Below are 24,065 nucleotides of genomic sequence, written 5' to 3'. Positions count from 1 at the left end.
GTGCGAAGTGCGGATAGTATGCATTTTTTGTTTACCAGTTAACACTTCGCAGCCAGGATGAACACTTGCTGCTGCAACTTGCCCCGTTGTCAGGATAGCAAAACCCGGTCATACTACCATAATCGAAATGGTAAACAGAACAGACAAAAGCCGTCTCGATATCAGATTCACGTCGCACCAGACTCCACGGTACCCGCTTTCCTGCAAACTTTTTACCCTGAAATCTGTCCGAACAACACCTTGATTTCCTGTTTGCATCATTCGAATTCATACGACCCCAAAAGGTGAAGCAACGTGCCCATCCTCAATCTGAACAACTTTCTGGCAGCTCTTGGTAACACACCCGATTATGGCCGGTTATTTGCCAGAGCAGAGCATCTTGCACAAGTACAAAAACATCTGCTGAATGCCGTTCCTTTCCAATTGAGAAATCAGTGTACAGTGGGTCAGTATACCGCTGACGGGCTCCTGGTCATTTATGCGGGTAATGGCATCACCGCCACCCGGTTACGCCACCTTGCCCCATCGATCCGGCAAAAAATGAACAATGCTGGCGTCAAGGTTGAGAGTATCAGGTTTTCCATCCAACCACAGTTACATTCCCTGGAATCCGGAAACATTCGCGAAATCACACGTTCACTGAGTCAGACTGCAATCGAACATCTGGACAGGCTATCCGACTCACTGCCGGCAGGATCTCCACTTCAGTCTTCTCTCGCAGCTTTGCTGGCGAACAGCCGCCGCAAATAGCCATAAGCAGTTACTGCCTAGTTTTTCTCCATATTGCTGATAAATGTATTGGCTTCGTTGATGGATTTTTCCATTGCAGCAACCAGAGTCGAAACATTCGATTGCAATGTTTTCAATTCACCTTTCAATGAGGCGATTGCCCGCGCATTGAGATTATGCTTGAGGTACATGACCTGATCGTTGAAAACGGTCAATACGGGCTGTATCCTCGATTCTGCGTTTTTCATGGCCGCAATGAGCTGTTTGTAATACGACCTGGTCTCAGTCAGCCTGTCCTGACTGCTCCGTTTCAACGCCGGATTTGAATATTGCGTGATTTCCTGCTCCCACTCTCTGAATAATGCAGCTGAGACGTTTTCGATATCCTCGATACGACTTCTGACTTCTTTTGCTTTGTTCACACTCGCCTCATACTCACCGTTCAGTTTTTTATAAATCCCCTCAAGATCCCCTCCTTTGAAATTGGTAGCAGCAGAAAACTGCTCCAGAGCAGATTTGAATTGCTCTCGGGTTTCTTCCTGCGTATCTCTTGCTTTCTCCACCCGATAAACCAGCACATCCCGCTTCGGGATACCGATTTTTTCGAGTCCACTGTAATACATGGTGGAACAGGCCGTTAGGAAAATCGCAAAAATCACGGCGAAGAACCGGATTGAATACTTCATGATCGTCACTCCCCAATGAATTTCCCGGCAAATACCCGGATATTGCATCCGCTCAGCGCAACACACCACGCCGCAGTAATTGCCACATGACTTTATAACCCCAGAGAATCGGATGACGCCTCAGCATAGGCGTAATTTCCACTTTGATGCCAGTATGGCGTTCAATTTTCCAGGCAGCATAATCCAGACAGTCCCGGAAAGTCATCGTCGCCTTGCTCAACCGCAGAATCGACAGCACTCGGCCCTGCCAGCGCCGCAAACGCCAGTGGATACGTGCACTCAACCTTTTCAGTGGTGTGATCGGCCCGATATGATATCGTCCGTCAGCCTGTAAACTCAGCAGCGGACTCAAGGCAGGCGTGGCCGCCGCAGTCAACCGGCTGTAAATTTCCGGATCAATCCGCACCAGATGACGCGCGCGCGCTTCACGCTCTGCACGCAGCTCGGCGGCATAAGTCAGCATCAAACCGGATGCCCAGATCATCTCCAAGTCACTGGGTCCGGATTCAAGTACAGGCAGCGTCGTACTGATGAATTTGAGTACGGCACTCGCCTGCGCAGTATGAACACGCTTCCCGGTCTGATCGTCGCGGGCATAAAGCAATCTGGCCGGCTGTGCAAAACGTGCCCAGATATAAGGATGAAACCACTGCCGGGCGCCACGTTCAAAGTCTGCCGTCGAAATAACCGCATACTTTGCACGCATCACACCGGCTGCAGCGGGAACTTCCAGATAAAAGACATTCGGCGGCAGCCAGGCATTCAAACCGGCCAGCAGACGACCGGAATAAGCCAGCCGGTAATCACTGACCAGCACATAAAAATCGGCAATACCCTCAGTCAGATCAGAAGTATGCAGACAGGAGCCATATAAAACGACTGCATCCAGTGCCTCTCCGAAACGCTGTCTCAATGCATCGGTAAAAACCTGAAATGCCGGATGTACAGGTCGGGCATCCTGAATTGCAATTTCCTGTATCAGAAGATCAGGAATATTTGGTAAATCAGCGGTACCCATTCATATTCCTTTTTTCATAAAATGCGGAACAGAATCGGGCCATCGGCTGTGATTTTCAGCGGACCATTCCGGCTGGAAGCATAGTAGAGCTCACCATCCACGATATATTCATCATCCAGCCACAGCTCGATCGAAGCCGTGTTATAGCTGGTATAGCCGTCTTCCTTCTGCAAATGGTGACCACGCCCTGCGATCAGGGGCCAGATAGCGCGCCAGAACCGCCGACTGTGTTGCCCGATAAATGTTGCATGCAGCGGTGCCGGTTCCTGCCCCCAATAGGGGCGAATACCAAGCAATAACTTCTCCAGCGCGCTGATGAGTGCGAACAGATACACTTTCTCGCTCAATACCCCTGTTTCATCTATTTGGGCAACACGTACCGGAGCCCATTCGGCTTGCGGGCGCCCCAGAAACATGCCTATTAGCGAACGCAATACGATCACGACAGTAAAAATATTACCGGTCATTCCCAGTTGCTTGATCTGACTGCGTGAAAATTTTACGCCACGCGCAATCAGGCCGAGACCAAGCATCATTCCATACACATTCCTCATACCGGTCTGCTCGATACGCAGCACTGGTCTTCGTACCTGTTTCATGTCACCGGGTCGTTGCAGATGTTGCCTGATTCTGGACAAAATCTGCTCGGCTTGCCCATTCATTCCCAGATCCAGTGCGGTCATGTTGGTCGTTCCAGCGGGCACGATGGTGATTTCCGGCCACCTATCCGGTGGCAGGCACTCAAACAGACAACTCATTACCCCTTGCAGAGTGCCATCTCCCCCCACAACGATCAGCCACCCGATCTTCGCTTCAACTACGACAGTGACAGCACGTTCAAACTCGATCTGATCGGTTGCCTGAATCTGTCTGATTTCCGGTAATGTTGCCAGAAGACTCTGCATCCGCGCAGTATGCTTGCGAAACCAGCCTCCCAGCGGGTTGTAAATCAGGCCAATCCTGGCAGGGATCAGATCCACCGCCGGGTTACTCGTTATCTGCGGCGGGATTGACATACCGTTGGGGAAAAGGTAATCGGGTAAATATCCTGACGGCAAGCTGCTGCCTGTCCCGAACGGGATCGATGTTCTCCATCCAGGAATGAAGCACACCATCCTGTGACCGGCTTTGCCAGGCAGCGAACAATCTGTAAGCGAGAAACAGAGTTGAAAGCAGATGCCACAATACAACCAAGATAAATCCGATATCCGGCCGATCTGCCATCCAGCCGGCAGTCAGCAAGATCAGATTCGGATTGCGTCGTGCAGTAATCAAACGATGGAACGAATCGACTTTACGCCAGATGAAAATATCAAAAGATGCCAGCCAGAACTGGAAAGCGCCTTCACAAAGACGGCCCCCCACATAGCCAATGAACATCAACCAGACCAGCAATTCGAGATCGGCTACAGGTGTGGCGGTGGCCATGAGGCCCACCCCCCAGGCCAGATACCACAACGGCGGATGAATGATATCCAGACCGTGATCCAGCACATCGCCCAGCTTGCTTGATGTCAGCGTGACACGCGCCAGCTTGCCATCGACCGTGTCCAGAAAAGTCATCAGCCACGCCATGATCAGGCCGATACCAAACGCGCCATACCAGAATGCCACGCCTGCCAGCACCGCCAGAACCAGACTGAGCAGCGTCACATGATTGGGCTTCAGACCCAGTCGAACACACAGGCGCGTTACCATAAACGCCGGCCAGGGCCATAGCCATTTGGTGACCAGATCGGTTACACCCTTATAGGATGCGGTAAACAGCTCTGATTCAAGCTCGGCCTGGTTACAACGCCGAATCGGCAATACATAGGGCGGATCCTTCTTCTTCAGATTCTGCTGTACCTGAATCGGGAGGTCTTTCAAGGTACGAACGGGAAGATCGTCAGATGCCGGTCTTTTTTCGTTCAGTACTTCACACATCGCAGCGGCATTTTTCCCGTCAATCAGAATCGCAACCGGAGTCTCATCCAGAGGAGCCACGAACACGGCCGGTTCATGCAATGCCATCAGCGCACTGATCACTCTGCTATCGAACAGATAGTCAGCACGCAGCAGCAACACGGGATCCGTTTCGGTCAATTGTGATACCTCTTTCACCACTGCAACCGTCTTGATCGTTCCCAGCATCCGCTCGAGGCGCGTACGTCCATCCATCCCCCACAGACTGGTTTTACTGTTGCCGATAATGTGAACGAAGAAAGCAGTAGTCATATTCATCTCAAAAAGTGCGCCGTAACAGCCAATGTGCTGCGACAGCAATCAGAACCATTCCGGGTGCAACCGAAACGACAATCGGGTTCAATTGGAATACCAGTCCGATATTGGCAATGATCTGATCAAACAGGTAAATACTGATCCCCATGAGCGCAGCCAGAATCAGTTTACCCCCCAATCCTTCACGTACAGAGCCGAAGATAAAGGGAATGGCGACCAGGATCATCGCAATTGTCATGATCGCCCCGCCAACCTTGCGCCACAACGCCATAACGTAGGCATCCGCTTTCTGGCCGGTCGCCCTCAAAAATTCGGCATGTTTCACCAGCTCTATTGGCGTCAGACTTTCCGGCGACTTGGTCAGTGTTGCAATATCGTCCGGGCCCAGAAACGAATGCCACTGAAGGATGTGTGCCTTCCTGGAAGTGATGCGATCCGGGGAGAATGTACGTATTGTGACGTCATGCAGCTTCCATAAACTCTCATCAAAGATATCTGCATACCATGCGTGGACATGAGCGGTCATGGATCCCTCTCCATCAAAATGGATGACTTCGATATCCGTAGCACGCCCTTTATGCAACATCTCACCAATACGCAATATATTCCGCTCGTTTCGTGTCCAGATACCGAGCCCCTTACCCAGTTCAGCCCCCTGTTCCAGTGCAACTGCCCGCAATATCGTTGCCTGCTGCTGAAACTGAGGAGCCACAAAATACTCCAGTGCTATCGTCGAGGCAATGAGTAATCCTCCAATTCCAACCGGAGCAAGGCCGATCATCAAGGGAGAGAGCCCTGCCACCCGCATCGCCACCAATTCCAGATTGACTGCCAGCGCACCCAGCGCACCCACCGTCCCCAGCAGTGCGATGAACGGTGCAATCTGGATGAATCTGCGGGGCATCAGCATGACGGTATACAGAAAAGCATCCCAGGTGGTATATGTCCCCTTCCCTACGTCATCGAGCTGATCCAGCAAATCAAAAAAACTGAACAGAGGTAACAGGATGGCAGTAGCGATAACCATTCCCGTCAAAACCTGCCAGGCGATATAACGATGACAGATCTTCACTGTTTTCCTGCAGGCAATAAAGATCTGAGCTCGGGAAGGCGCAGCATAACGATTATGATAAGCAATCCATATACCCACCAGACTCCGGGCATGGCGGCTACCACGCCCTGCTCCACCCAAGTCTTGGCTAATCCGCTGAGATTGTAATAAACAGCAAAGACCAGTGCAGCGACAAAAAAGGTTCTGTCTGTTTTATCTTTGCGTGGTGCGGTGCGGGTAAAAGAAACGGCGATCAGCGCAAGCAGAACAGTTGCGACAGGCCGTGAAAGCCGCCACTGCAACTCTGCAATTTCACGCGGTTCTTCAGAATCCCATAAGGAACGAGTGGATGCCGCCTTGCGCCGATAGTTCTGAGCCTGATCGTTTTCATTGAAATAGATCATCTTCTCAAAACGAATGGCGCTGTCTTTGACAGTATCAAAGCTGAGACGATAGATCTGGCCTTCCCGCAGTTCGATATGCGGCCACTGTTCTGCAGTCATCGACTGCTGGTAACCTTCCCTGGAAATAATGATTTCTCTATCTTCAGTCGTTCTGATGTAGTGGAAAACGCCTTCCATACGTTTTTCCAGATCATCTTTACCCCGGATAAAAATCACTCGACCGCTTTTTTCACTGCCATAAAACCTTCCAGGCTGGAACCGGTTGGTATTCAATTCAGCTTCAGCCTGCGCATCCATGATATAGCTTTCCGCATAAGCCCACGGACGGGCATAAACGGAAAGAATCCCGCTGAGAATGGCAATCGGCAGAGCAATCACGAAAACGGTACGGATGATCCGGTTATCCCCGTATCCGGCGGTGCGCAGTACATTGATTTCCTGATCCCGGTTCATCCGGCTCAAACCATAGATGACCGCCACATAGAACGCAATGGGAACCAGCACTTCCAGCGCAATGATGGTTTTCAATCCGACCAGCTTGAACATGGCGGCAGTACCAAGCGTTTCAGTCACGGCACTGGTCAAAAACCGTGCAACACTGAAACTGACGAAAAGCCCGATCAGAATGACCGTCACCACGATGAAAGGAAACAGCAGTTCCCGTGTGATATACCTTTCAATGATTTTCATGAAAATCAGCTGACCGTCTTACATCAAGGGGCGTGTTGAACCGGACCGGATCAGGATGGATTCCACCAGTTGCAGATCTTCTACTTTATCGACATCGATGCCGGCATCAGGAAAGGGCAAAATTACCGGGCACACCCGAACGCCCGTTTTCCCGGAAATTTTCTGCAATGCCTGGTCGAGCGTCAAACGTCCGAGCAGGTATGACCACACAGCCTGCCAGCCCAGTACCCGGCTGATCAGCTTCCACGGACGCTTGCGCAATGCTTCCGCCTGCTGCCAGAAATCCACCAGCGTACGCCCGCGTGCATTATTGAATGCGAATAGATTACAGCCACAAAAATTCCCATCCTGCAACCGTATCACCGTACGCCGGGTATCACCATACCGGGCTTGCAGGGTTTCATATCTGATGACCCCGACAACCGCGTCACACTCCAGATTACTGGAAACCTGCAAAAAATATTCCACGATTTCCGAGGTAAGCAGTGCATGATCCGCTGTAGTCAATAAAACCGGTTGTTGCGAGTCGATACGTGAAAGCCCGTGAGCAGCGCTGCGAGCTGGTGAATCCAGATTTTCCACCCAGTCCACCTGCCTGGTATCGATACGCTGTTCGAGTTCCTCGCAAGCTGAAAGTAGTGATTCCGACGGGCCGCATAAAAGGGCCGATTTTATTTTATGGCAATCATTCAGAGCATCGAGCACACGAATGACCATAGGTTTACCACAAACAGGAGCATAAGCCTTGCATACCGTTCCTGCATACCGTGCCACGGAATCCTGGCTGCCCCGGTCGGCTGCCAGTACCAGGGCGGCAAACTGATCGTTATTGCTCATTACGGACGGAACAGTGTTTGAATTTTTCTGATGATCGACTACACCCTGATCACGCCAGCGTCTTATCGTAAATACGATAGCGCTTGTACTCCCTGCCGCCAATTTTCTCCAGAATCGCACGCATGGATTGATTGTCTTCAAGTATCCAGGATAATTCGACATGCCCGATACCACGGGATTTAACCATTTTTCTGGGAGCATCGATGACTTTGAACGCCAGCGCTATTCCGACAAGAGTATGGTGAAATTGCTTGCGGACACCCATCAGAGGAACCCGACCGGTAGTAATTGAAGCGGATTTCAGTTTACTGATCAGGTGAAGCCAGCCAAGAGGAAGAAGTTTTCCATTCAGTGCCGGGAGTACCTCATTCAGATTCGGCAGTACCGCCATGAAGGCGACGGGCCTCCCGTCTATTTCCGCTATCTGGATAAATTCATCCGGGACCAGCCAGCGCAAAGAACTGCCCAGCTCGGCAAATTCTTCCTGCGTAAAGGGAACGAATCCCCAGTTATCAGACCAGGCATCATTGAATATGTCTCGCATGGTTTCTATTTCTTCATTGAATCGATTGCGTTGCAGTGGCCTGATTCGGATCTGATGCCGATACTTGCGATCGATCGCCTGCATGGCAGGAGGCGGGTCAAAATCCGTTACCAGCCAGTAGGCCAGTAAATCCTTGCAAGGCTGATAGCCGTTTTGTTCCAGCAGGCTGGTATACCACTCCGGTGAATAAGGCATCATGAAAACGGGAGGGGTATCAAACCCCTGAACCAGTAAGCCGCATTCCTGATTGATAGAAAAACTGAACGGCCCGCTGATCTGACGTACTCCCCGTTCAACCAACCAGCTTTCGGCTACTTGTATCAGCCGACTGAAAACTGCTTCATCCCGAATGGATTCCAGCATCCCGAAATGCCCGGTATCCGTCCCGTAGCGTTGCTGGTACAGTTCATCTATCTGTGCACTGATTCTGCCAACCGGCTGATTATCACGACAGGCAATCCATCCTTGCCATTGTGCATGCCTGAAATAGGGATTGAACCTGGAGAGATGCAATCGTCGCTCCAGCCGGAGAGGCGGTACCCACAAAGGGTCATCCGCATAGAGTCGCCAGGGAACATCAATGAATTTTCCAATTCCACGAAAGCCTGAAACCGGGATAATTTCTATTTCCCCTTTCACTTGACGACTCGGAGATATTTTCATCAACCCTGGCCTGGCAGAAATGGAATGGCCGAGACAATCCGCCCGATGACTGGGATGTTGGATCTCACGGTTGTTACCGCAATCCGGTTATTTTTTGAATTGCGTGGCAAAAGCCAGCAAATCTGAAATCATCTGCTGAAAAGCCTGTTGCTGCTGTAGATCAGACTGGTTAACCGCGAGCTCCTGTGCAGCATCTTCCAGGGAGACTGGCTGCTCGTTTCCACCTGTGCGCGAGAACTGGTAAAACCTGTTCCATGCAGCGTTATATTCGCGCAACTGATTCTGCGGAATGAAATTCCTCAGCACTTCAAAAGCATCACGCAGAATGGGTAAACGCGGTTGCATATAAGCTGCCAGATCATCCGGCCAGCGGGTGGCGGCAGGATACAAGCCAGTCAGTTCTTCCTGAAAAGCCAAATCAAAATATTCCACCGCTGCGGTACGGCGCCGGCGATTGATGATATCCACCGCCACACCCACTACCAGAATAAAACCCAGCAATGTAAATGGCCAGACCGGGGCTTCCTGGATGTAAAGCGATACCTGTTCGATAAATTTATCCAAAATCTCCTCTACTTTCCTCTATCTAAGAGACAACATTCAAAATAACCGGTATTTGCCGTCACAATCGATCGATATTGCCACAGCTCGCTAACTGCCGCAATGCTTTACGACTTGATGCCTCATATTCATCCATTCACAGGAAACAGATTCGTAAGAACAGTCAAAGACATGGTAAATTGCCGGGTGCCGTGCTGCTCAGACTGTAAAAACCCGGCAAAATAAGTCATCGCGGCAATCTGAGCACCCTGAATCTTATATCGACACAACCAAGGAGAGGGTAGTGGAGAACAAGGAAAAAAATACATCCGAACTATTGCAACTGATCGTCGTACAAAACACCAATGCAGTGATCAGTGTGGACGAAATCAAAAACTCATTGCACGAGCGTGGCTTTGCCGTGCTGCTCGCCATTGCTACTTTACCGATCTGTCTGCCTGTTCCCGCACCACCTGGGTATACTACTGTTTTTGCCATTCCGCTGTTTATCTTCTCGATCCAAATGATATGTGGCATGAAAGCGCCGTGGATTCCAGAATGGTTGACAAAAAAAACCATAAAAAGGGGAACACTGGACAAATTAATCACCAAGGCAGCACCATGGTTGCGAAAAATTGAAAGCCACATGCATCCGCGGCTGACTTACATCAGTGTACATGCCTGGGAACGTATCATCGGCCTCTTTTCATTCATTTTCTCGATTTCCATTGCGCTGCCGGTCCCCCTGATCAATTTTCTTCCCGGCCTGGGAATCCTCATCATGTCATTGGGGTTACTCAGCAAGGATGGTCTGACCATCATTGCTGGGATGATCGTGGGAACTACCGGTGTGGGAATCGCGCTGATAGTAGTTGCACTGTTATGGATGGGAGTACCTATACCTTTTGTGCAATCGACTGATTAATTCAAACCCCGGCCACTTTACTGACCACATAACGAAACTTGCCTGATTTCTCAGCCGGAATTTCAGATACCTGTTCCACCTTGATCTTTACATCCCGACCCAGTCTGGTTTGAAACGATTCGGTGATCCGGCTGATCTGCGACGGATGCAAGCCGGTCTCTGCAACGACCTGAACTCGGGTGAAATCCAGGCTCTCCTGGATGATTTTGAAAACTTTTACTTCCGGCATGTCTCGCAAAATATAAATCAGTGCCAGCCCGTGCATGACCGTACCATTCTGCGCAACGACAAAATCGGTGCTGCGGCCCTGTATCTCCCGAAGCAGCGGTAATCCCCGCCCGCAATCACATGTTCTGTCATCCAGAATACCAATATCCCCGGTACGATAACGAATGAAAGGGAAATCTCTGCTTGCCAGATGAGTCACCACAATTTCGCCTGATTCTCTGTATGGAAGGAGATGGTCGTTAGGATCGACAATTTCAACGATGATATCCTCAGCGGTGATATGCATTCCGCCTGCAGGACATTCATGAGCAATGAACCCGGCATCACGCCCCCCATAACCATTTGCAACCGGACAGCCGAAAGTGTCACTGATTTGTCTGCGCTGATCATCATACAGCCGTTCCGAAGTGACGAAAGCCACCTGAATTCCCAAATTGGACATCTTAATGCCTGATTTATCAGCATATTTCGCTATATGCGACAAAGCCGAGGGATAACCGAACAGCATTTTGGGATGAAACCTGCGGATCGTATCAAGAAAATCATCGAGCTTCTGGTCGGACATTTCAAATGCGGGCAATAATCTGCTGCGAAACAAATGATCCCGCCATGAACGCAACGTATCCTGCGCACCCAATTCGATCGGAGAACCCCAGACAACGATTTCGGGATCACCTATATCCACGCCCCACCAGCGTGTAGCCCGCCACTTCGCGGCAATATCGTGGCTGACACGTTCCTTGCCGATAAAAAAAACCAGCGGTTCGCCACTGGATCCTCCCGTATTGAAACGAGCGAGCCCTCGCGCCTGATCAGATTTGAGTTCCTCCAGATGTGTACGAATGATTGATTTATCGAGAAAAGGCAGGTATTGCAAATCAGCCAGTGAACCAGCTTCCTCCGGTTGAAAACCCAACTCAGCAAACAGCGTGCGGTAATAGGGAACATGTGTGTTTATATGAATGAGCAACTGACGCAGTTTTTCAGTCTGTAACTGCACGATCTTTTCAGGAGAAAACCATTGAGTCTGCTCCATGGACTTACGCACATTGACACTGGCGTGCCGCTTGAGGTGTTCATGAAGCGGGAACAGGAATCCGGATATCAGATGTGTATAAATACCAGCCATGGTTAACGATATTGTTCCGCCAACTCAGATTGGCAGGTGATCTTCACAAATTCTTCTACAAGGACAGCTACTCTCTGATCCCACGAGTTTGCGTGAGCGTACATGATTATTTTTTCTCGATCCCAATTTACTTCCAGTGCATTGGCAATTGCCTGGCAAAGTGCCTGCTGATCATTAAAAGGAACCAGTTTACCCAGTTCCGAACGACAGACTACTTCAGCATTTCCGCCTACGTCAGTAGTCACCACCGGCAAACCACATGCCATTGCTTCGAGAAATACATTAGCCCATCCCTCATTTCTTGTAGCAAGCACAAATAAATCAGCAGCAGAAAGCGGAATCTTCAACTGATCTGGTGGCATGACACCCAGAAAACGAACATTTTTCTCAAACCCCGATTCAGAAACCTGCTGTTGCAAACGCTCAGTCCAGTCACCCTCGGCACTTGCACCACCGATTATCAAAAATTGAATACCAGGGTAAGTACTTATCAAGTCAGGCAGACACGCGATGACACGATGAAACCCCTTGCGCTCACAAAGCCCACCCACCGATATCAATATCGGTATATCTTCCGGTATTTCCAGGCTCTTACGCGCTTCAGACCGATCAATACAACAAAACTTATCAAGATCCACACCATTACCCACCACGAGTATTTTGCTTTCCTGGATTCCGATTGCCACTGCTACCTGTTTCAAAGAATCCGATACTGAAAAAATCTTCGCAGCACGTATCATGGCTGAACGCATAAGATCTCGATATAAAAATCTGTGGGAAAGCCGTACCTCCGTGCCTCGCAAGGTAATCGTGACAGGAACCCGGAACCATCTCCCCAGAAGGCTCGCAGCGTAACCGTCCGGATAGGCAAAATGCGCATCAATAATCTTAAAATCGAAACGTCGCTTGAGCTGCCACAAAACAGGCAAGCTGCCTAATGCCATGAAAAAACCATCCAGAAACTTAAAAAATCCCGGAATGGAAAAAAAACGTGGATGGAGAACCTCAATATTTTCCTGAAGCTCCATATAAGGAGCATCCGGTCTGAAATGAGGGCGCCATCTGCGAAGAATTTTCTGAAATGGAAACCAGGGTACGGGTGCCACCACCACGAGTGGAAGATGTTTTCCCACCCGAAACATACGTTCACGAATGAACAAACCAGCATTAGGCTGACCCGAGTGCGGAAAAAGTGAAGAAAATACAATAATTCCAAGATTGCTATTATTGCCTCTACCCTGATTTTCAGCTTTTCCTGGAACCCATTTCATATTATTAAAATTCTTGTTTCCCAGCTCATAATAAGCCAGCCATGTCAACGAAATTCAATAAAGCATATTAAAAAGGAAAACATTTGTAATCATAAAACCAGAGGATTATGTATTAGGCTTTACTAAGTACAATCCAGAAGCCAAGCCACGATAAATCTTCATCAGAAATACTTTGAAACGGCTCAGCAAGATATGGCCTTACCGATTCAATATCTTGTTCCTCAGCGAGCAAAGTCGATTGCATCAAGATTGTTGTAAAGCTCGTGGTAGCCAAAGCCTCTCGATAATGGTTAACACGTAATCGATTAGGAACCCCCTTATGTGAATACATCCACGACCAGAGATTGGATGGCCAGGTAAGAAAATCCAATGGATTTGCATAATGCAGACCATGGCTTTTTAAATCTATCTCATGTATTGCCAAACCGCCCTTACGCAATACCTTATACATATCAGCAAAACTGGCTGGCAGATTATTTACATGCTCCAGCACGGCACGCGAAATTACCAAATCAGCTTCCTCATATAAACCAGAAAGGCCGCTAGGGCGCACCAGATAACGAATACGTGATGAGAAACCAGAGGATGGATTCCCTTTTTCTAAAAAACAATCTTCCGCTCTCTGTAACATTTCTCCACTCATGTCAGACATAAGTAGATTAATAATTTCAATATTTTTTGGCGAAAGAGAAAGCAGTGGAAAACGATCAACACAAGTGACATATTCAGCACCGTGAGCGATCATTAACAGGGCTACCCCGGGGATATCTCCAGGCCCATATTCAAATACATGCTTACCAGAGAGATATGCCGCAATTCTGTCAGGACATACGCCTAAAATATTAAAATAATCTGTGAAACAATTTTGGAAATAATTCGCCACCTCACGTGACGAATCTTCACCAGCACCCCGACCAGTTTGTTTAGTAAACATGATATAAAAACGGGGAACCCAGCGTGCAAGTTGATTCGTTATAATAGCTTTGATAATTCGAATTGCGTCGCGCTTAAAATCTTTACCGTACATAAACCCTGCTAGTTATCTTATAAGTTTTTATTTATAAAATTGGAATAATTCTCACATCAAATTATAAGATTCTTAAAAATAGAACCAGAGCACTATGCATTTAAACCTGCACATATCAGAATTGAGGAAGTATTTTTATATCCAGACTTGAATATCTTATATCGACTCTGCTTGAGTATATGGTGTTCTAATATGTGTTATCAAATTTAAGAGTATTTCTATAAATTTCCTGGTATTTTGCTACACTTTTTTTCCAATTCCGTTCAGTTTCAACAAATTCTCTTCCCGCTCTACGTAATCCATCCCATTGTTGAGGTGTATTCAGCAAAGCTCCAACTTTTTGCGCCAGTGAATTCGGATCACCGGATTTGAACAAAATACCGTTATGGTTGTCACGAATCAGTTCCTGATGTCCTCCCACATCCGAAGCAGCCAGCACTCTGCCCTGTGCCATAGCCTCCAGCGGCTTCAAAGGAGTGACGAGATCAGTAAGTCGCATGGAAAGGCGCGGATAAACCAGAACGTCAATCAAATCATAGTAATCCTGCACTTTATCGTGTGGGACACGGCCGGTGAAAATGACTTTATCCCCGATACCAAGCTGGCTGGCAAGTTGCCGCAACTGCCCATCCTGTGGCCCGCCACCGACCAGCAATACACGCAAATCAGGATGCTGCAGCAGCATGATCGGCAAAGCCCGTAGCAATATATCCAGCCCCTCGTAAGCATAAAAAGAGCCGATAAACCCGATGATGCGCTTGCTCTTTAATCCAAACTGCTCCTTGAGTGATTCATTCGCCGGACGGCTTGCAGCAAATTTCTCGATATCGACCGCGTTGGGAATAATCGTAATCTTTTCCGGTGCAATACCCCGTCCGATCATGTCATTTCGCAATCCTTCACAAATCGTAGTGATTGCATCTACACGCCGAAGTGCAAAATTTTCCAACCCGCGTGTCAGACGATAGCGTACACCCCATTCACTGCTGGTGCCGTGGTCCACTGCTGCATCTTCCCAGAAGGCGCGCACCTCATAAATAACCGGTATAGAAGCTTTACGCGCAGCGATCAGAGCGGGAATCGCATTGAGTGCCGGTGAATGGGCATGCAAAAGATCCGGTTTGATGATTCGCACGATATCAGCCACCCGCCGAGCTAAACCATTGATCACAGCGATCTGATTCAGAATCGGCAGTCTGCTGGCAAAACGGGAATGCTCCGGCGTCCTGTAAAAATGCCAGCCATCGACTTCTTCTTCCAGCGCAACCGAGCCGGTATGTTTGGCGCTGGTAACATGAAACGTTTCCCACCCCAGGTCGCGCTGTTCTTTCAGGATCGCCAACGTGCGAAATGTATAACCGCTGTGTAACGGAATAGAGTGATCCAGAATGTGCAGAATTCGCATAATTCAGCTCATGATTCAGTAGTGGCACCATCAATGTCTTCTGCCAACGGCAAAAAACCTTTTCTCTTTATCATTCCCTGCACTTCTAACCTCATTTCATAAACCTTGCTATCAGACGGACATCCATCCCGATTTTTCGAATATCGGATATTTGCAAATCATACTTCTCTGATAAATCCCCGATTTCAGGCAATGCCAGCATCGCTTGTGCTGAATTACCCAACAGGCTGGGGGCAAAATAAAAAATGATTTCATCCACCAGCCCAGCTGTTACCAGCGCTCCGTTCAGTACCGGGCCTGCTTCAACCAGCAGCTCATTGATACCTAATTCGGCCAACTTCACCATCATGGCTTTGAGATCAACCTTTCCGGCCAAATCAGGCAAAACAACGATGTGAGCGCCGGTATCTTCCAGTCGGTGTATTTTTTCTTTGCTGGTCTGTGCCGTGAAGATCCAAGTTGTATCTGCATTCTGCAGCAACTTTGCCTGCAAGGGAGTTTCCAGGTTCGAATCCACCACTATGCGCATTGGCTGCCTGGAGACCGTAATATACCGCACCGTCAGTTGAGGGTCATCCTTCCTGACCGAGCTGATCCCTGTCAGTATCGCACATGAACGTGCTCGCCATTTATGGCCATCCTGCCGAGCCGGCTCACTGGTAATCCACTGGCTCTTTCCATTCTTCAGAGCCGTTCTGCCATCGAGGCTGGCTGCTATCTTAGTCCGCACCCATGGACGATCATGTCGCATTCGGGTAACAAATCCGATATTCAATCGCTCTGCTTGATCAGCCAGCAAGCCTGTTTGTATTTCGATACCAGCTTTCTGCAACCGCTCTTTTCCTTGTCCGTTTACATGCGGATTAGGATCATCCATCGCCATGACTACTTTACATACTTTTGCTTGGATCAAGGCATTGACACAAGGCGGCGTACGGCCGTGATGGCTGCATGGCTCGAGCGTTACATAAACCGTAGCGCCCCTGGCTAAATCCCCCGCTTCCTGCAACGCATGAATTTCTGCATGTGCCCCCCCTGCCCGCTCATGCCACCCTGTTCCGACTACCTTGCCGCCATTGATGATTACGCACCCTACCCGAGGATTCGGGCTGGTGGTAAACAGCCCCCTTTCGGCCAGCCGCAGCGCATGGGACATATACTCATAATCCAAAGCGGTGAACACCCGTTCATCAACCCTTAGTAAAAAATGGCAAATCAGTTGTCAATCACCATACTTGCCAACACAATCAAACGTGACTTTCCCTGATTTGAGTGATCAAACGCCGGGATCGGCCAGAAATTGTTATTCCTCGCCGTAACTCATATCTGCTCTTTTATCCACCCGAGCATTCATGCTACGATTTTTACACATTCCAATTATGATCGGAGGTCAAAATGTTTTTTGTGAGAGTTTTTATCATCATTCTCGCTTTATCGTCATCAGGCTGGGTATCTGCAAAAGATCAGGTACCCTACGCTACACAGATTAACGATCTGATGCGTTATTTGCGCGTCACGCCCAATATTGCTACTTCCGGAGCACTTACCAAAGATGGCATTCAGGAGCTCGTCAAGCACAGTTTTCAGACTGTAATAGATCTGCGCAGTGAATCAGAAGGGACACCAAGCGAGAAAAAAGCTGTTGAAGCAGTCGGCATAACTTATATCAATATCCCGGTCACCAGTGAAGGGGTAAATGAGTCGCAGCTAACAGCCTTCAAACAGGCTTTAGAGCAGGCAGCCCCCCCCGTTCTGATCCATTGTGCTACCGGTAACCGTGCTGGTGCCATGTGGACTGCCTACCGGCTGAGCGAAGGCATAGCCCCGGAAATCGCTTTCAAAGAAGGTCGTGCTGCCGGTATGAATGCCGGAATGGAAGAAAAAATCAGAAAAATCTGGTGCGATGGAAACAAGGATAGCTGTCAATGATCGACTTGGCGGACTTCTTTTTACCAACCGCTACAACACTCTCGTCATACTACAAAACAAAGGCAAGGCAAAGAAAAAGAAGGAAAACAACTTATTATTCCATTCCCAAATCAAAAATGACATGAAGGCGAGCCACAGATGGTATAAATAATACGGCAAGGTGAAGCCGACAAATTTAGTTTTGATTTATAAATGGAATTAAAACGTCATGGGTACTCTAAAGCTGAGTCTGACATCCTGTGCATCATCGGTTGTTCCTATCGCAATGGAGAAATTCAAGGTAGTCTGCTGTGAATATTTAAAAGCATAGCCGAGCAGTAATTGCCCTATATCAAGCTGACTACCTTTCAATGTACGATTATTTATTTTGGTATTAAAAATATGGCGATGACCATACCCGATATTGAACGAAGAGCGCTCGTTAATTCCGAATCCCATACCAAAAGTCATACCCACTGCATAACCTGGATCAACCTTAAATTTATCACCTGATCCATCAAGCGCCTTCTCCGTGGTACCCATATTGTAGTTATAGGCCAGATTTGCAAAAAATACAGCTGGATCAGTTGCATAGAGCGCAGTAACACTTGGTTCAAAACTGAAAAAACCCGATCCTGTAGGAACTTCAGTAGGAAATACGGCTCCCGGGACACCTTGAGCTTGTGCATATTTAATATCAAAGGGGCCCTTACCTGTCGGTACTGTCGCTCGCATATTTCCTACCAAAATAGGCCATCCCCCCGCTCCTGAATTAAGCTGATAGCGAGCACCAAATTCAATATCTCCCAAGCCATTTCCGGATGCGTTAAATGTTTCATCGATCCCGGCTCCAATGCTGACTGGCCTGGAGCGTTGCTCATCAAAACGCGCGCGATAGGGAACTCTCGCTTCAACCTCAAGACGATCTGTCACACCGTAGCGAGCTCCAATACTTGCCATCATGCTATGCTGATCCACTTGACGAACATCTATCAAACCAATAGCAATTGCCGGGAGAAATGTGAATGCATCCAGAAATATCCGGTTACTGTCCGTGAAAGCATATTCCAACGCAGGCTCAACTACAATTTTCCCTTTACGTGTCAGCACTCCTCCTACTGCATCACTCAATCGAGGCATTTCAGGTGGTCTTGGTTTCTCATCCTGCTTGGGTGGCGCCTGTCCTACTGGTCCGACAGGAAGATTACCAGGTACTGTGCGTGCCTGCCCCTGATCGGTTTTTTTGTCAACTGGTCCGGCAACTACCGTCTTTGGAGTAGCGGATGAGGATACCTGCGGGGGGCGTTGTCCATCTTTGCTGGCTACATTGCTGGCCGGGCTGCGATCGGTGGATTGCGTAGTAATCAGGGAGTCCAAGCGGGATTTAAGCTTCTCTATTTCTCTCCCCTGCTCGATGATGATCTGCCGCTGTTTTTCGAACTCCTTTTGCTGCTGCGCAAAAAGAGATTTATATTGTTCGAGTACTTCTTCCGAAGATATTCCTGTCTGAGAATAAGCAACAAGAAATACTGCAAAAGCACTCACAAGAAATCTGCTTTTCACACTTCCGGGGCGTTTACCATTATTTTCAGATATATTTTTTCTCATGCTTGATGGCGTACAGAATAGCTATCGCAACAAGGCTGGCGCTAAAAATTCGGTAAAAATATGCTGACTGCCGCCATTCACTGCAATCCCTTTCAGATTGCTGACTTCTATATTAATGGTTGTCAATGCTTCAATATGCTGACTATCCAATGTATTCTGAACGAAAGTACTGAGTTCCGGCACGGTGATAGAATCAGACACCATATTCTGCATACCCGCTTGTAAAACCACACCTGCACCCGGAAGCTGAAGAGAGGATGAATGCACCAGTACATCATTCAAGTGAATAAATTTTTCCAGGCTCATATCAATATGTACACCGTTTGGAAGAACGAATCCCCCTCTCAACACTGCGAGCTCTTCATCCGTTGCGCGTTCCCACTCCGGGTGATGAATATTTTGTACTGATAATCTGACAGTTACATCTTCGGCGTATGTTTGGACCGTAAAACAGGACAATACCATTAGCACAAGGCAGGATCGGATATTTTTTACCATCAGATAAAAGTGTCCTGTTTTCATTTTTCGCCCCATCTCATAAAAACCATCAAAAATCCCAAGGACCTGGCCGCAGTACATTAAAAACGCCCAGACTCGTCCGATCAACTGCTTCTCCCAATGGGGCCAACCTGCCCGACCACTCCTGATGTATTTTCCGGTAGCTTACTTCAGGATCCACATGATTATGAATCAGAAATACAATGCGATTCCCCCACATTCTTTCAAATTCAGTGCGATCCATGGATTTGACGCCCTGAGCCGGATCCCCCACCAGAACTCTATCCTCATCCACCCCTTTAATAATGACAAAGTGCATATAGCCATTATGATTAATGATAGTGATGGCGGGACTGCCAGTGGAATACAACTGATCTAAATTGATTTTGAAACCATCTGAACCATACCCTCTTCGTTCAAGATACCGCTTCATATCCAGCATGGAAAAACCTTCTCGCCTGATCTTTTCCTGATCCCCATGCTGGAACATATCAACAAATACAGATTGTTCACCAACAGTATCGTCAAAATGAAAAGTAAGCAGACTTGCCAACGCAGCAGAACCGCAGCTGAAATCATACTGTTGCCGATAAACAGTATTGAAACGCCGTTCTGCAAAACTTTTTACTTGTATATTAAAGTTAGCTCCACCCACTACGTCGATCATATCCATCCCTGATACTTCACTGCAAGGAACTATCAGGATCTCCAATAAAGCAAGCGTAGCCAGAAGCGATCTCATATTGATCTTGTCCTAGAGTACTGAAAATTACTTACCACCTATTAAATTACGCAACAAATCTCAAAAGGCTGACAAAATAATAATTTGTGTGATGCTATGGCTATCGGCTGTTCTACCAAAATATTCAGTCCGAATCAGGGTAATATCGTTACATTAATAATGGTCGAGTCCTGAATAAGGACATTGTTACCCGAATTCTGAATAACTGAAAACATACCCCCTGATCCAGCAAAAGAACCGTTGTCAATCATATTAAAACCACTGGTATTGCTCGTTGCTGTATTACCGCCAAGCAATGCGCGAACGTTCATATTATTCAGGGTGGTCACATCTACTCCCTCACGACCTGTGGCATTATCCAGCTCTTCCATAGAAGCTACTTCACCCTGAAGAAGATATCTGTCTTCCACCATCAATTTTGCTCCGGATGCTGCGTAAGTCAGACTGACTGGCGCCCATATTGCCAGCGCAACAAGACCTTTTTTAATGTTGGCTTTCATACTAATCCTCACTTGTCACTCACACCCACTTTTCCCGTTCCAGAAAAAAACTGGCAAGCAATATTGCTACTGCCTGCCAGTTGAAAGCGCTACATTACATCAAGCAATAAAGTACAACTTACTTTATTACTGATTAACGTTCACGTTGCCCTGGAAGCTAACTTGTTGTTGAATCAAAGAGCTTGATCCCAGATTTTGGGCAACCTGATTCAGGCCAGCACCATTAAACGAATCAGAGATATTGTTGCTCAAAGTGCCACCTGCAAGTGCAACAGCTTCTTCAGCTGATAAGCCACCGGATGATTGACCTGTTACAGATCCTTCCAGCATTGCATTGTTAACAGAGTAGGTAGCCGTTGCATCACCACCATTAGACGCTGCACTACCATTATCTGCTGTAGTTTGGCTGTTATCGCTGTTGTTGGTGTTATCTACAGTTGCAGTACCGCCGTTATTTGCAGATGCAGATTGGCCTTCTGCGGATGCAGAGCTGTTGTCGCTATTGTTGCTGTTGTCAGCTGTGGCTGTACTACCGTTATTAGCTGCAGCACCGCCTTGACCGCTAGCATCAGCTAGGCTGTTATCGCTGTTATCGCTGTTATCGTTATAGCTGTCAGCAGTATTGATGCTGTTGTTGCTGCTGTCGTTATTGCTGTCAGCAGTGTTGGTGCTGTTATCGCTGTTGTCGCTGTTGTTGGTGTTATCAGCGTAGGTGCTGTTATCACTGTTGTTGCTATTGTCGCTGTTGTTGCTGTTATCAGCGTAGGTGCTGTTATCACTGTTGTTGCTGTTGTCGCTGTTGTTGCTGTTGTCGCTGTTGTTGCTGTTGTCGCTGTTGTTGCTGTTGTCGCTGTTGTTGGTGTTATCAGCGTAGTTGCTGTTATCACTGTTGTTGCTGTTGTCGCTGTTGTTGGTGTTATCAGCGTAGTTGCTGTTATCGCTGTTGTTGCTGTTATCGCTGTTGTTGCTGTTATCGCTGTTGTTGCTGTTATCGCTGTTGTTGCTGTTGTCGCTGTTGTTGGTGTTATCAGCGTAGGTGCTGTTATCGCTGTTGTTGGTGTTATCGGTAGTTGAAGAGCTACCTCCACTAGCAGCGGTGTTACCACTACCCTTACCGGCACCAGCAGCATCTGTTACGTTTGGCAACGAGCTACCTGCACCTTCAGCCGCCCACACATTACCTGCGAAACCAAAAGCCAGAACGATACTGGCAGCCAGAATTTTTTTAGAGAATTGATCCATGGTATCTTCCTTTAAATCAGATTAATAAAACATAGATATTACGTAACACCTATTTTGCTACTTCAACAAAGTAACTGTCGCTTATCGACGCCCCCTTGTTGTGGAAGAGATAGTAGGAAAATTGTGCTTATCAGAGCAATACTGCAATTGCATACAAGCAAGACTCGAAATTGCAAAGCAGAGAAGGGATTACTGCAGAAGTCGTTCTTTCAATGAAGGTATCCATTCATATGCGCTCTTCTGTTCCACTCCAGCCAGATTATGTTTACTTCCAGCCGGTTCTGAATAAAATTACCAGACCATAGCGATGCGATCGTGTTTTGTCGGAAAATTTTACAACCCGAGAAGAATATTCTGCCAAATAAAATATAGTCGATATAAATCAACGTTTTATATTATTGGCATATTTATTGCTCTGAAATAAGGAATGTAAATGCATCCAAACAAGCCTTTCCAGCCAGCTATCTGGAATGTGATATTTATAACTGCTCGATTAGTACCAAGGGAATATTCTCCAAGCCAAACGTCAACGGAACCGGAGTAAATTTTATGGATCATGATAAATCTAAGCGCTTACCTCCGTCGTATTACACTTTGCTTGAGGCCAGCCAGGAAAAGGAAACAACCAGTACAAAAATTCTTGCACAATACCTCGATCGATCCCCTGCAACCGTTCGGACTCAGTTTCAGAGGATTATGGAGTTTCTTGATGGCAGCAGCAGGTACGGAGCATTACGCGAAGCTGAAAAGCGGGGTCTGATCAGGCGGAATAAGCGCGCTACTTCTGCTCACCATCAAGAGAATAGAAGCTCACTGTAACAGTAAATATTGTTATAAGGCTGCTGAGCGCCGGGTCAAATTACAAGATATGAGCAATTTTGCCGTACATTATTCCTGGCTCATACGGCACAGTACGCAAGGAAGAAGTCGTTCCTGACGTCATCAAAAAGTGTCGATCGATCAGCTCAGTAAACTGGCGATACGTTTGACAGCTTCCTGCAGGTTATCCATGGAAGTTGCAAACGACAGTCGCATATAGCCCTCGCAACCGAACGCCGAACCTGGAACAGCAGCCACTTCAGCTTTCTCCAGTACATAGTTACAAAAAGCAATATCACTGCTGTTCTGCAAAATCTGTTGAGTATTCAACCGGCTGATAGCCTGCCTTACATCTACAAAGGCATAAAAAGCGCCTTCGGATAACAAACAGTGAATACCTGCGATGGAATTTAACGCATTTGTCAAAAACTGGTTACGTTCCCGGAAAGCCTCGATCATTGGAACCATGCAGGACTGATCCCCATTTAATGCGGCTTCTGCCGCCACCTGAGCAATAGAATTCGGGTTGGATGTGCTTTGTGATTGAATATTTTCCATCGCGGTAATGATTGCTGCCGGCCCACCACAGTAGCCAATCCGCCAGCCGGTCATGGCATAAGCCTTGGATACCCCGTTGAGCACGACGGTACGCGCTTTCAGATCAGGACAGGCGTTCAGAATATTGACAAACTCATCTCCGGACAGAAGGATATGTTCATACATATCATCGGTAGCAATCAGAATATCCGGGTATTTACGCAACACTGCACCCAGGGCCTGCAGTTCTTCTAAACTGTACACACTGCCGGAAGGGTTGCTCGGGCTGTTGACGACGAACATGCGGGTTCTGGGAGTGATCGCTTTTTCCAGCTGATCCGGTGAGATTTTGAATTTCTCTTCGATGCCGGTATCGATAAAAACAGGCTTCCCCTCGGCAATCAATACGATATCAGGATAGGAAACCCAGTAAGGTGCAGGAATAATGACTTCATCACCCGGATCGATCGTCGCCAGTACCAGGTTGAAGAAGCTTTGTTTCCCTCCGCTGGAAACCAGAATCTCTCCCGGCATAAATTCCAGTGAATTTTCCCGTTTGAATTTCGAGATGATCGCCTGTTTCAAAGATGCAGTTCCACCCACCGCCGTATATTTCGTAAAACCATTACGGATCGCCGTAATCGCTGCGTCCTTGATATGCAGCGGTGTGTCGAAATCCGGTTCACCTGCGCCCAGACCGATGATATTTTTTCCTTCTGCCTTGAGTCTGGCAGCTTTGGCAGTAACTGCCAGAGTGGGAGAAGGTTTGATAGCCTGGACGCGTTGCGAGAGTTTCACGATACAGCTCCTGATGTAGGTGATTTGCACATGTTAGAATCAAAAA

23 protein-coding genes are annotated in these 24,065 nt (G+C 47.8%); 3 read left to right on the top strand and 20 right to left on the bottom strand.

What is annotated here, in order from left to right:
- Positions 1-294 precede the first annotated feature (294 nt).
- On the top strand, positions 295-750 hold the full coding sequence (locus tag HRU73_RS04325; RefSeq protein ID WP_287399609.1) for a DciA family protein: 456 nt from the start codon (positions 295-297) through the stop codon (positions 748-750).
- Positions 751-767: 17 nt separating this feature from the next.
- Here the strand turns inward: HRU73_RS04325 and HRU73_RS04320 are convergent, their stop codons facing one another.
- From HRU73_RS04320 to HRU73_RS04280, 9 genes are all read right to left on the bottom strand, one after another.
- Positions 768-1,415 (bottom strand): DUF2959 domain-containing protein, encoded by a 648-nt coding sequence (locus HRU73_RS04320; RefSeq protein WP_011111418.1) that lies wholly within the window; start codon positions 1,413-1,415, stop codon positions 768-770.
- 52 nt (positions 1,416-1,467) lie between these two features.
- Entirely contained in the window at positions 1,468-2,433 is a 966-nt protein-coding gene (locus tag HRU73_RS04315; RefSeq protein ID WP_287399607.1) for a hypothetical protein, read from the bottom strand.
- Positions 2,434-2,447: 14 nt separating this feature from the next.
- Positions 2,448-3,449 (bottom strand): diacylglycerol kinase family protein, encoded by a 1,002-nt coding sequence (locus HRU73_RS04310; protein WP_050731298.1) that lies wholly within the window; start codon positions 3,447-3,449, stop codon positions 2,448-2,450.
- On the bottom strand, positions 3,421-4,650 hold the full coding sequence (locus tag HRU73_RS04305; RefSeq protein ID WP_287399605.1) for a CDP-alcohol phosphatidyltransferase family protein: 1,230 nt from the start codon (positions 4,648-4,650) through the stop codon (positions 3,421-3,423). The genes HRU73_RS04310 and HRU73_RS04305 overlap by 29 nt, the downstream gene beginning before the upstream one ends.
- Positions 4,651-4,657: 7 nt before the next feature.
- Positions 4,658-5,725 (bottom strand): LPS export ABC transporter permease LptG, encoded by a 1,068-nt coding sequence (gene lptG, locus HRU73_RS04300; RefSeq protein ID WP_276678008.1) that lies wholly within the window; start codon positions 5,723-5,725, stop codon positions 4,658-4,660.
- The gene (gene lptF, locus HRU73_RS04295) at positions 5,722-6,798 is read right to left on the bottom strand and encodes an LPS export ABC transporter permease LptF (protein WP_287399604.1); all 1,077 of its coding nucleotides are present in this window, start codon (positions 6,796-6,798) and stop codon (positions 5,722-5,724) included. Before lptF ends, lptG begins: the two co-directional genes overlap by 4 nt.
- Positions 6,799-6,816: 18 nt before the next feature.
- On the bottom strand, positions 6,817-7,635 hold the full coding sequence (locus HRU73_RS04290) for a nucleotidyltransferase family protein (protein ID WP_287399602.1): 819 nt from the start codon (positions 7,633-7,635) through the stop codon (positions 6,817-6,819).
- Positions 7,636-7,684: 49 nt separating this feature from the next.
- Positions 7,685-8,842: a GNAT family N-acetyltransferase gene (locus HRU73_RS04285; protein ID WP_287399601.1), complete on the bottom strand. Its 1,158-nt coding sequence runs from the start codon at positions 8,840-8,842 to the stop codon at positions 7,685-7,687.
- Between the two features lie 87 nt (positions 8,843-8,929).
- Entirely contained in the window at positions 8,930-9,406 is a 477-nt protein-coding gene (locus HRU73_RS04280) for a hypothetical protein (protein ID WP_281871430.1), read from the bottom strand.
- Positions 9,407-9,686: 280 nt separating this feature from the next.
- Between HRU73_RS04280 and HRU73_RS04275 the strand changes: the two genes are divergently transcribed.
- Positions 9,687-10,307 (top strand): exopolysaccharide biosynthesis protein, encoded by a 621-nt coding sequence (locus HRU73_RS04275; protein ID WP_011111409.1) that lies wholly within the window; start codon positions 9,687-9,689, stop codon positions 10,305-10,307.
- Position 10,308: 1 nt separating this feature from the next.
- On the opposite strand, the gene HRU73_RS04270 is transcribed toward HRU73_RS04275, so the two are convergent.
- The 5 genes from HRU73_RS04270 to ribD all read right to left on the bottom strand — a co-directional run bounded on the left by HRU73_RS04270 (position 10,309) and on the right by ribD (position 16,523).
- Complete coding sequence (locus HRU73_RS04270) at positions 10,309-11,664, bottom strand: phenylacetate--CoA ligase family protein (RefSeq protein WP_287399599.1); 1,356 nt, start codon at positions 11,662-11,664, stop codon at positions 10,309-10,311.
- Positions 11,665-11,666: 2 nt separating this feature from the next.
- Positions 11,667-12,935, bottom strand: a complete 1,269-nt coding sequence (locus HRU73_RS04265) for a glycosyltransferase (protein ID WP_287400029.1) — start codon at positions 12,933-12,935, stop codon at positions 11,667-11,669.
- A 112-nt stretch (positions 12,936-13,047) separates the two neighbouring features.
- The gene (locus tag HRU73_RS04260) at positions 13,048-13,962 is read right to left on the bottom strand and encodes a class I SAM-dependent methyltransferase (protein WP_281871433.1); all 915 of its coding nucleotides are present in this window, start codon (positions 13,960-13,962) and stop codon (positions 13,048-13,050) included.
- 187 nt (positions 13,963-14,149) lie between these two features.
- Entirely contained in the window at positions 14,150-15,367 is a 1,218-nt protein-coding gene (locus HRU73_RS04255) for a TIGR04063 family PEP-CTERM/XrtA system glycosyltransferase (protein ID WP_287399598.1), read from the bottom strand.
- Positions 15,368-15,458: 91 nt separating this feature from the next.
- Positions 15,459-16,523: a bifunctional diaminohydroxyphosphoribosylaminopyrimidine deaminase/5-amino-6-(5-phosphoribosylamino)uracil reductase RibD gene (gene ribD, locus HRU73_RS04250; protein WP_287399595.1), complete on the bottom strand. Its 1,065-nt coding sequence runs from the start codon at positions 16,521-16,523 to the stop codon at positions 15,459-15,461.
- Positions 16,524-16,762: 239 nt separating this feature from the next.
- Between ribD and HRU73_RS04245 the strand changes: the two genes are divergently transcribed.
- Positions 16,763-17,296, top strand: coding sequence for a protein tyrosine phosphatase family protein (locus HRU73_RS04245; protein ID WP_276678020.1), 534 nt, complete (start codon positions 16,763-16,765; stop codon positions 17,294-17,296).
- Between the two features lie 198 nt (positions 17,297-17,494).
- Here HRU73_RS04245 and HRU73_RS04240 read toward each other — a convergent pair whose 3' ends face one another.
- The 6 genes from HRU73_RS04240 to HRU73_RS04215 all read right to left on the bottom strand — a co-directional run bounded on the left by HRU73_RS04240 (position 17,495) and on the right by HRU73_RS04215 (position 24,019).
- Positions 17,495-18,883 (bottom strand): transporter family protein, encoded by a 1,389-nt coding sequence (locus HRU73_RS04240; protein WP_287399594.1) that lies wholly within the window; start codon positions 18,881-18,883, stop codon positions 17,495-17,497.
- Positions 18,884-18,904: 21 nt separating this feature from the next.
- The gene (locus HRU73_RS04235; protein WP_276679800.1) at positions 18,905-19,489 is read right to left on the bottom strand and encodes a hypothetical protein; all 585 of its coding nucleotides are present in this window, start codon (positions 19,487-19,489) and stop codon (positions 18,905-18,907) included.
- Positions 19,431-20,123, bottom strand: a complete 693-nt coding sequence (locus HRU73_RS04230) for a C39 family peptidase (RefSeq protein WP_287399593.1) — start codon at positions 20,121-20,123, stop codon at positions 19,431-19,433. The genes HRU73_RS04235 and HRU73_RS04230 overlap by 59 nt, the downstream gene beginning before the upstream one ends.
- A gap of 134 nt (positions 20,124-20,257) precedes the next feature.
- Positions 20,258-20,623, bottom strand: a complete 366-nt coding sequence (locus HRU73_RS04225; protein ID WP_287399592.1) for a hypothetical protein — start codon at positions 20,621-20,623, stop codon at positions 20,258-20,260.
- Between the two features lie 126 nt (positions 20,624-20,749).
- Positions 20,750-21,865 carry a hypothetical protein gene (locus HRU73_RS04220; protein WP_287399590.1) on the bottom strand — a complete coding sequence of 372 codons (1,116 nt, stop codon included), beginning with the start codon at positions 21,863-21,865 and terminating at the stop codon, positions 20,750-20,752.
- A 960-nt stretch (positions 21,866-22,825) separates the two neighbouring features.
- A complete protein-coding gene (locus tag HRU73_RS04215; protein WP_287399588.1) occupies positions 22,826-24,019 on the bottom strand; it encodes a pyridoxal phosphate-dependent aminotransferase in 1,194 nt (397 codons plus the stop codon).
- Positions 24,020-24,065 lie beyond the last annotated feature (46 nt).

It is taken from the genome of Nitrosomonas sp. H1_AOB3, from assembly GCF_015709435.1.
GTDB classification, from domain to species: Bacteria; Pseudomonadota; Gammaproteobacteria; order Burkholderiales; family Nitrosomonadaceae; genus Nitrosomonas; species Nitrosomonas europaea.
Note: the sequence above shows the minus strand (reverse complement) of the source record. Positions and strands in the feature narration are given on the sequence as shown.

What these genes read in the sequence shown, in the direction of transcription:
- HRU73_RS04320 (WP_011111418.1), bottom strand. Translation starts at nt 1,415, where the DNA reads ATGAAGTATTCAATCCGGTTCTTCGCCGTGATTTTTGCGATTTTCCTA.
- HRU73_RS04315 (WP_287399607.1), bottom strand. Translation starts at nt 2,433, where the DNA reads ATGGGTACCGCTGATTTACCAAATATTCCTGATCTTCTGATACAGGAA.
- HRU73_RS04310 (WP_050731298.1), bottom strand. Translation starts at nt 3,449, where the DNA reads ATGTCAATCCCGCCGCAGATAACGAGTAACCCGGCGGTGGATCTGATC.
- HRU73_RS04305 (WP_287399605.1), bottom strand. Translation starts at nt 4,650, where the DNA reads ATGACTACTGCTTTCTTCGTTCACATTATCGGCAACAGTAAAACCAGT.
- lptF (WP_287399604.1), bottom strand. Translation starts at nt 6,798, where the DNA reads ATGAAAATCATTGAAAGGTATATCACACGGGAACTGCTGTTTCCTTTC.
- HRU73_RS04290 (WP_287399602.1), bottom strand. Translation starts at nt 7,635, where the DNA reads ATGAGCAATAACGATCAGTTTGCCGCCCTGGTACTGGCAGCCGACCGG.
- HRU73_RS04285 (WP_287399601.1), bottom strand. Translation starts at nt 8,842, where the DNA reads ATGAAAATATCTCCGAGTCGTCAAGTGAAAGGGGAAATAGAAATTATC.
- HRU73_RS04270 (WP_287399599.1), bottom strand. Translation starts at nt 11,664, where the DNA reads ATGGCTGGTATTTATACACATCTGATATCCGGATTCCTGTTCCCGCTT.
- HRU73_RS04265 (WP_287400029.1), bottom strand. Translation starts at nt 12,935, where the DNA reads ATGAAATGGGTTCCAGGAAAAGCTGAAAATCAGGGTAGAGGCAATAAT.
- HRU73_RS04260 (WP_281871433.1), bottom strand. Translation starts at nt 13,962, where the DNA reads ATGTACGGTAAAGATTTTAAGCGCGACGCAATTCGAATTATCAAAGCT.
- HRU73_RS04255 (WP_287399598.1), bottom strand. Translation starts at nt 15,367, where the DNA reads ATGCGAATTCTGCACATTCTGGATCACTCTATTCCGTTACACAGCGGT.
- ribD (WP_287399595.1), bottom strand. Translation starts at nt 16,523, where the DNA reads ATGTCCCATGCGCTGCGGCTGGCCGAAAGGGGGCTGTTTACCACCAGC.
- HRU73_RS04245 (WP_276678020.1), top strand. Translation starts at nt 16,763, where the DNA reads ATGTTTTTTGTGAGAGTTTTTATCATCATTCTCGCTTTATCGTCATCA.
- HRU73_RS04240 (WP_287399594.1), bottom strand. Translation starts at nt 18,883, where the DNA reads ATGAGAAAAAATATATCTGAAAATAATGGTAAACGCCCCGGAAGTGTG.
- HRU73_RS04230 (WP_287399593.1), bottom strand. Translation starts at nt 20,123, where the DNA reads ATGAGATCGCTTCTGGCTACGCTTGCTTTATTGGAGATCCTGATAGTT.
- HRU73_RS04225 (WP_287399592.1), bottom strand. Translation starts at nt 20,623, where the DNA reads ATGAAAGCCAACATTAAAAAAGGTCTTGTTGCGCTGGCAATATGGGCG.
- HRU73_RS04220 (WP_287399590.1), bottom strand. Translation starts at nt 21,865, where the DNA reads ATGGATCAATTCTCTAAAAAAATTCTGGCTGCCAGTATCGTTCTGGCT.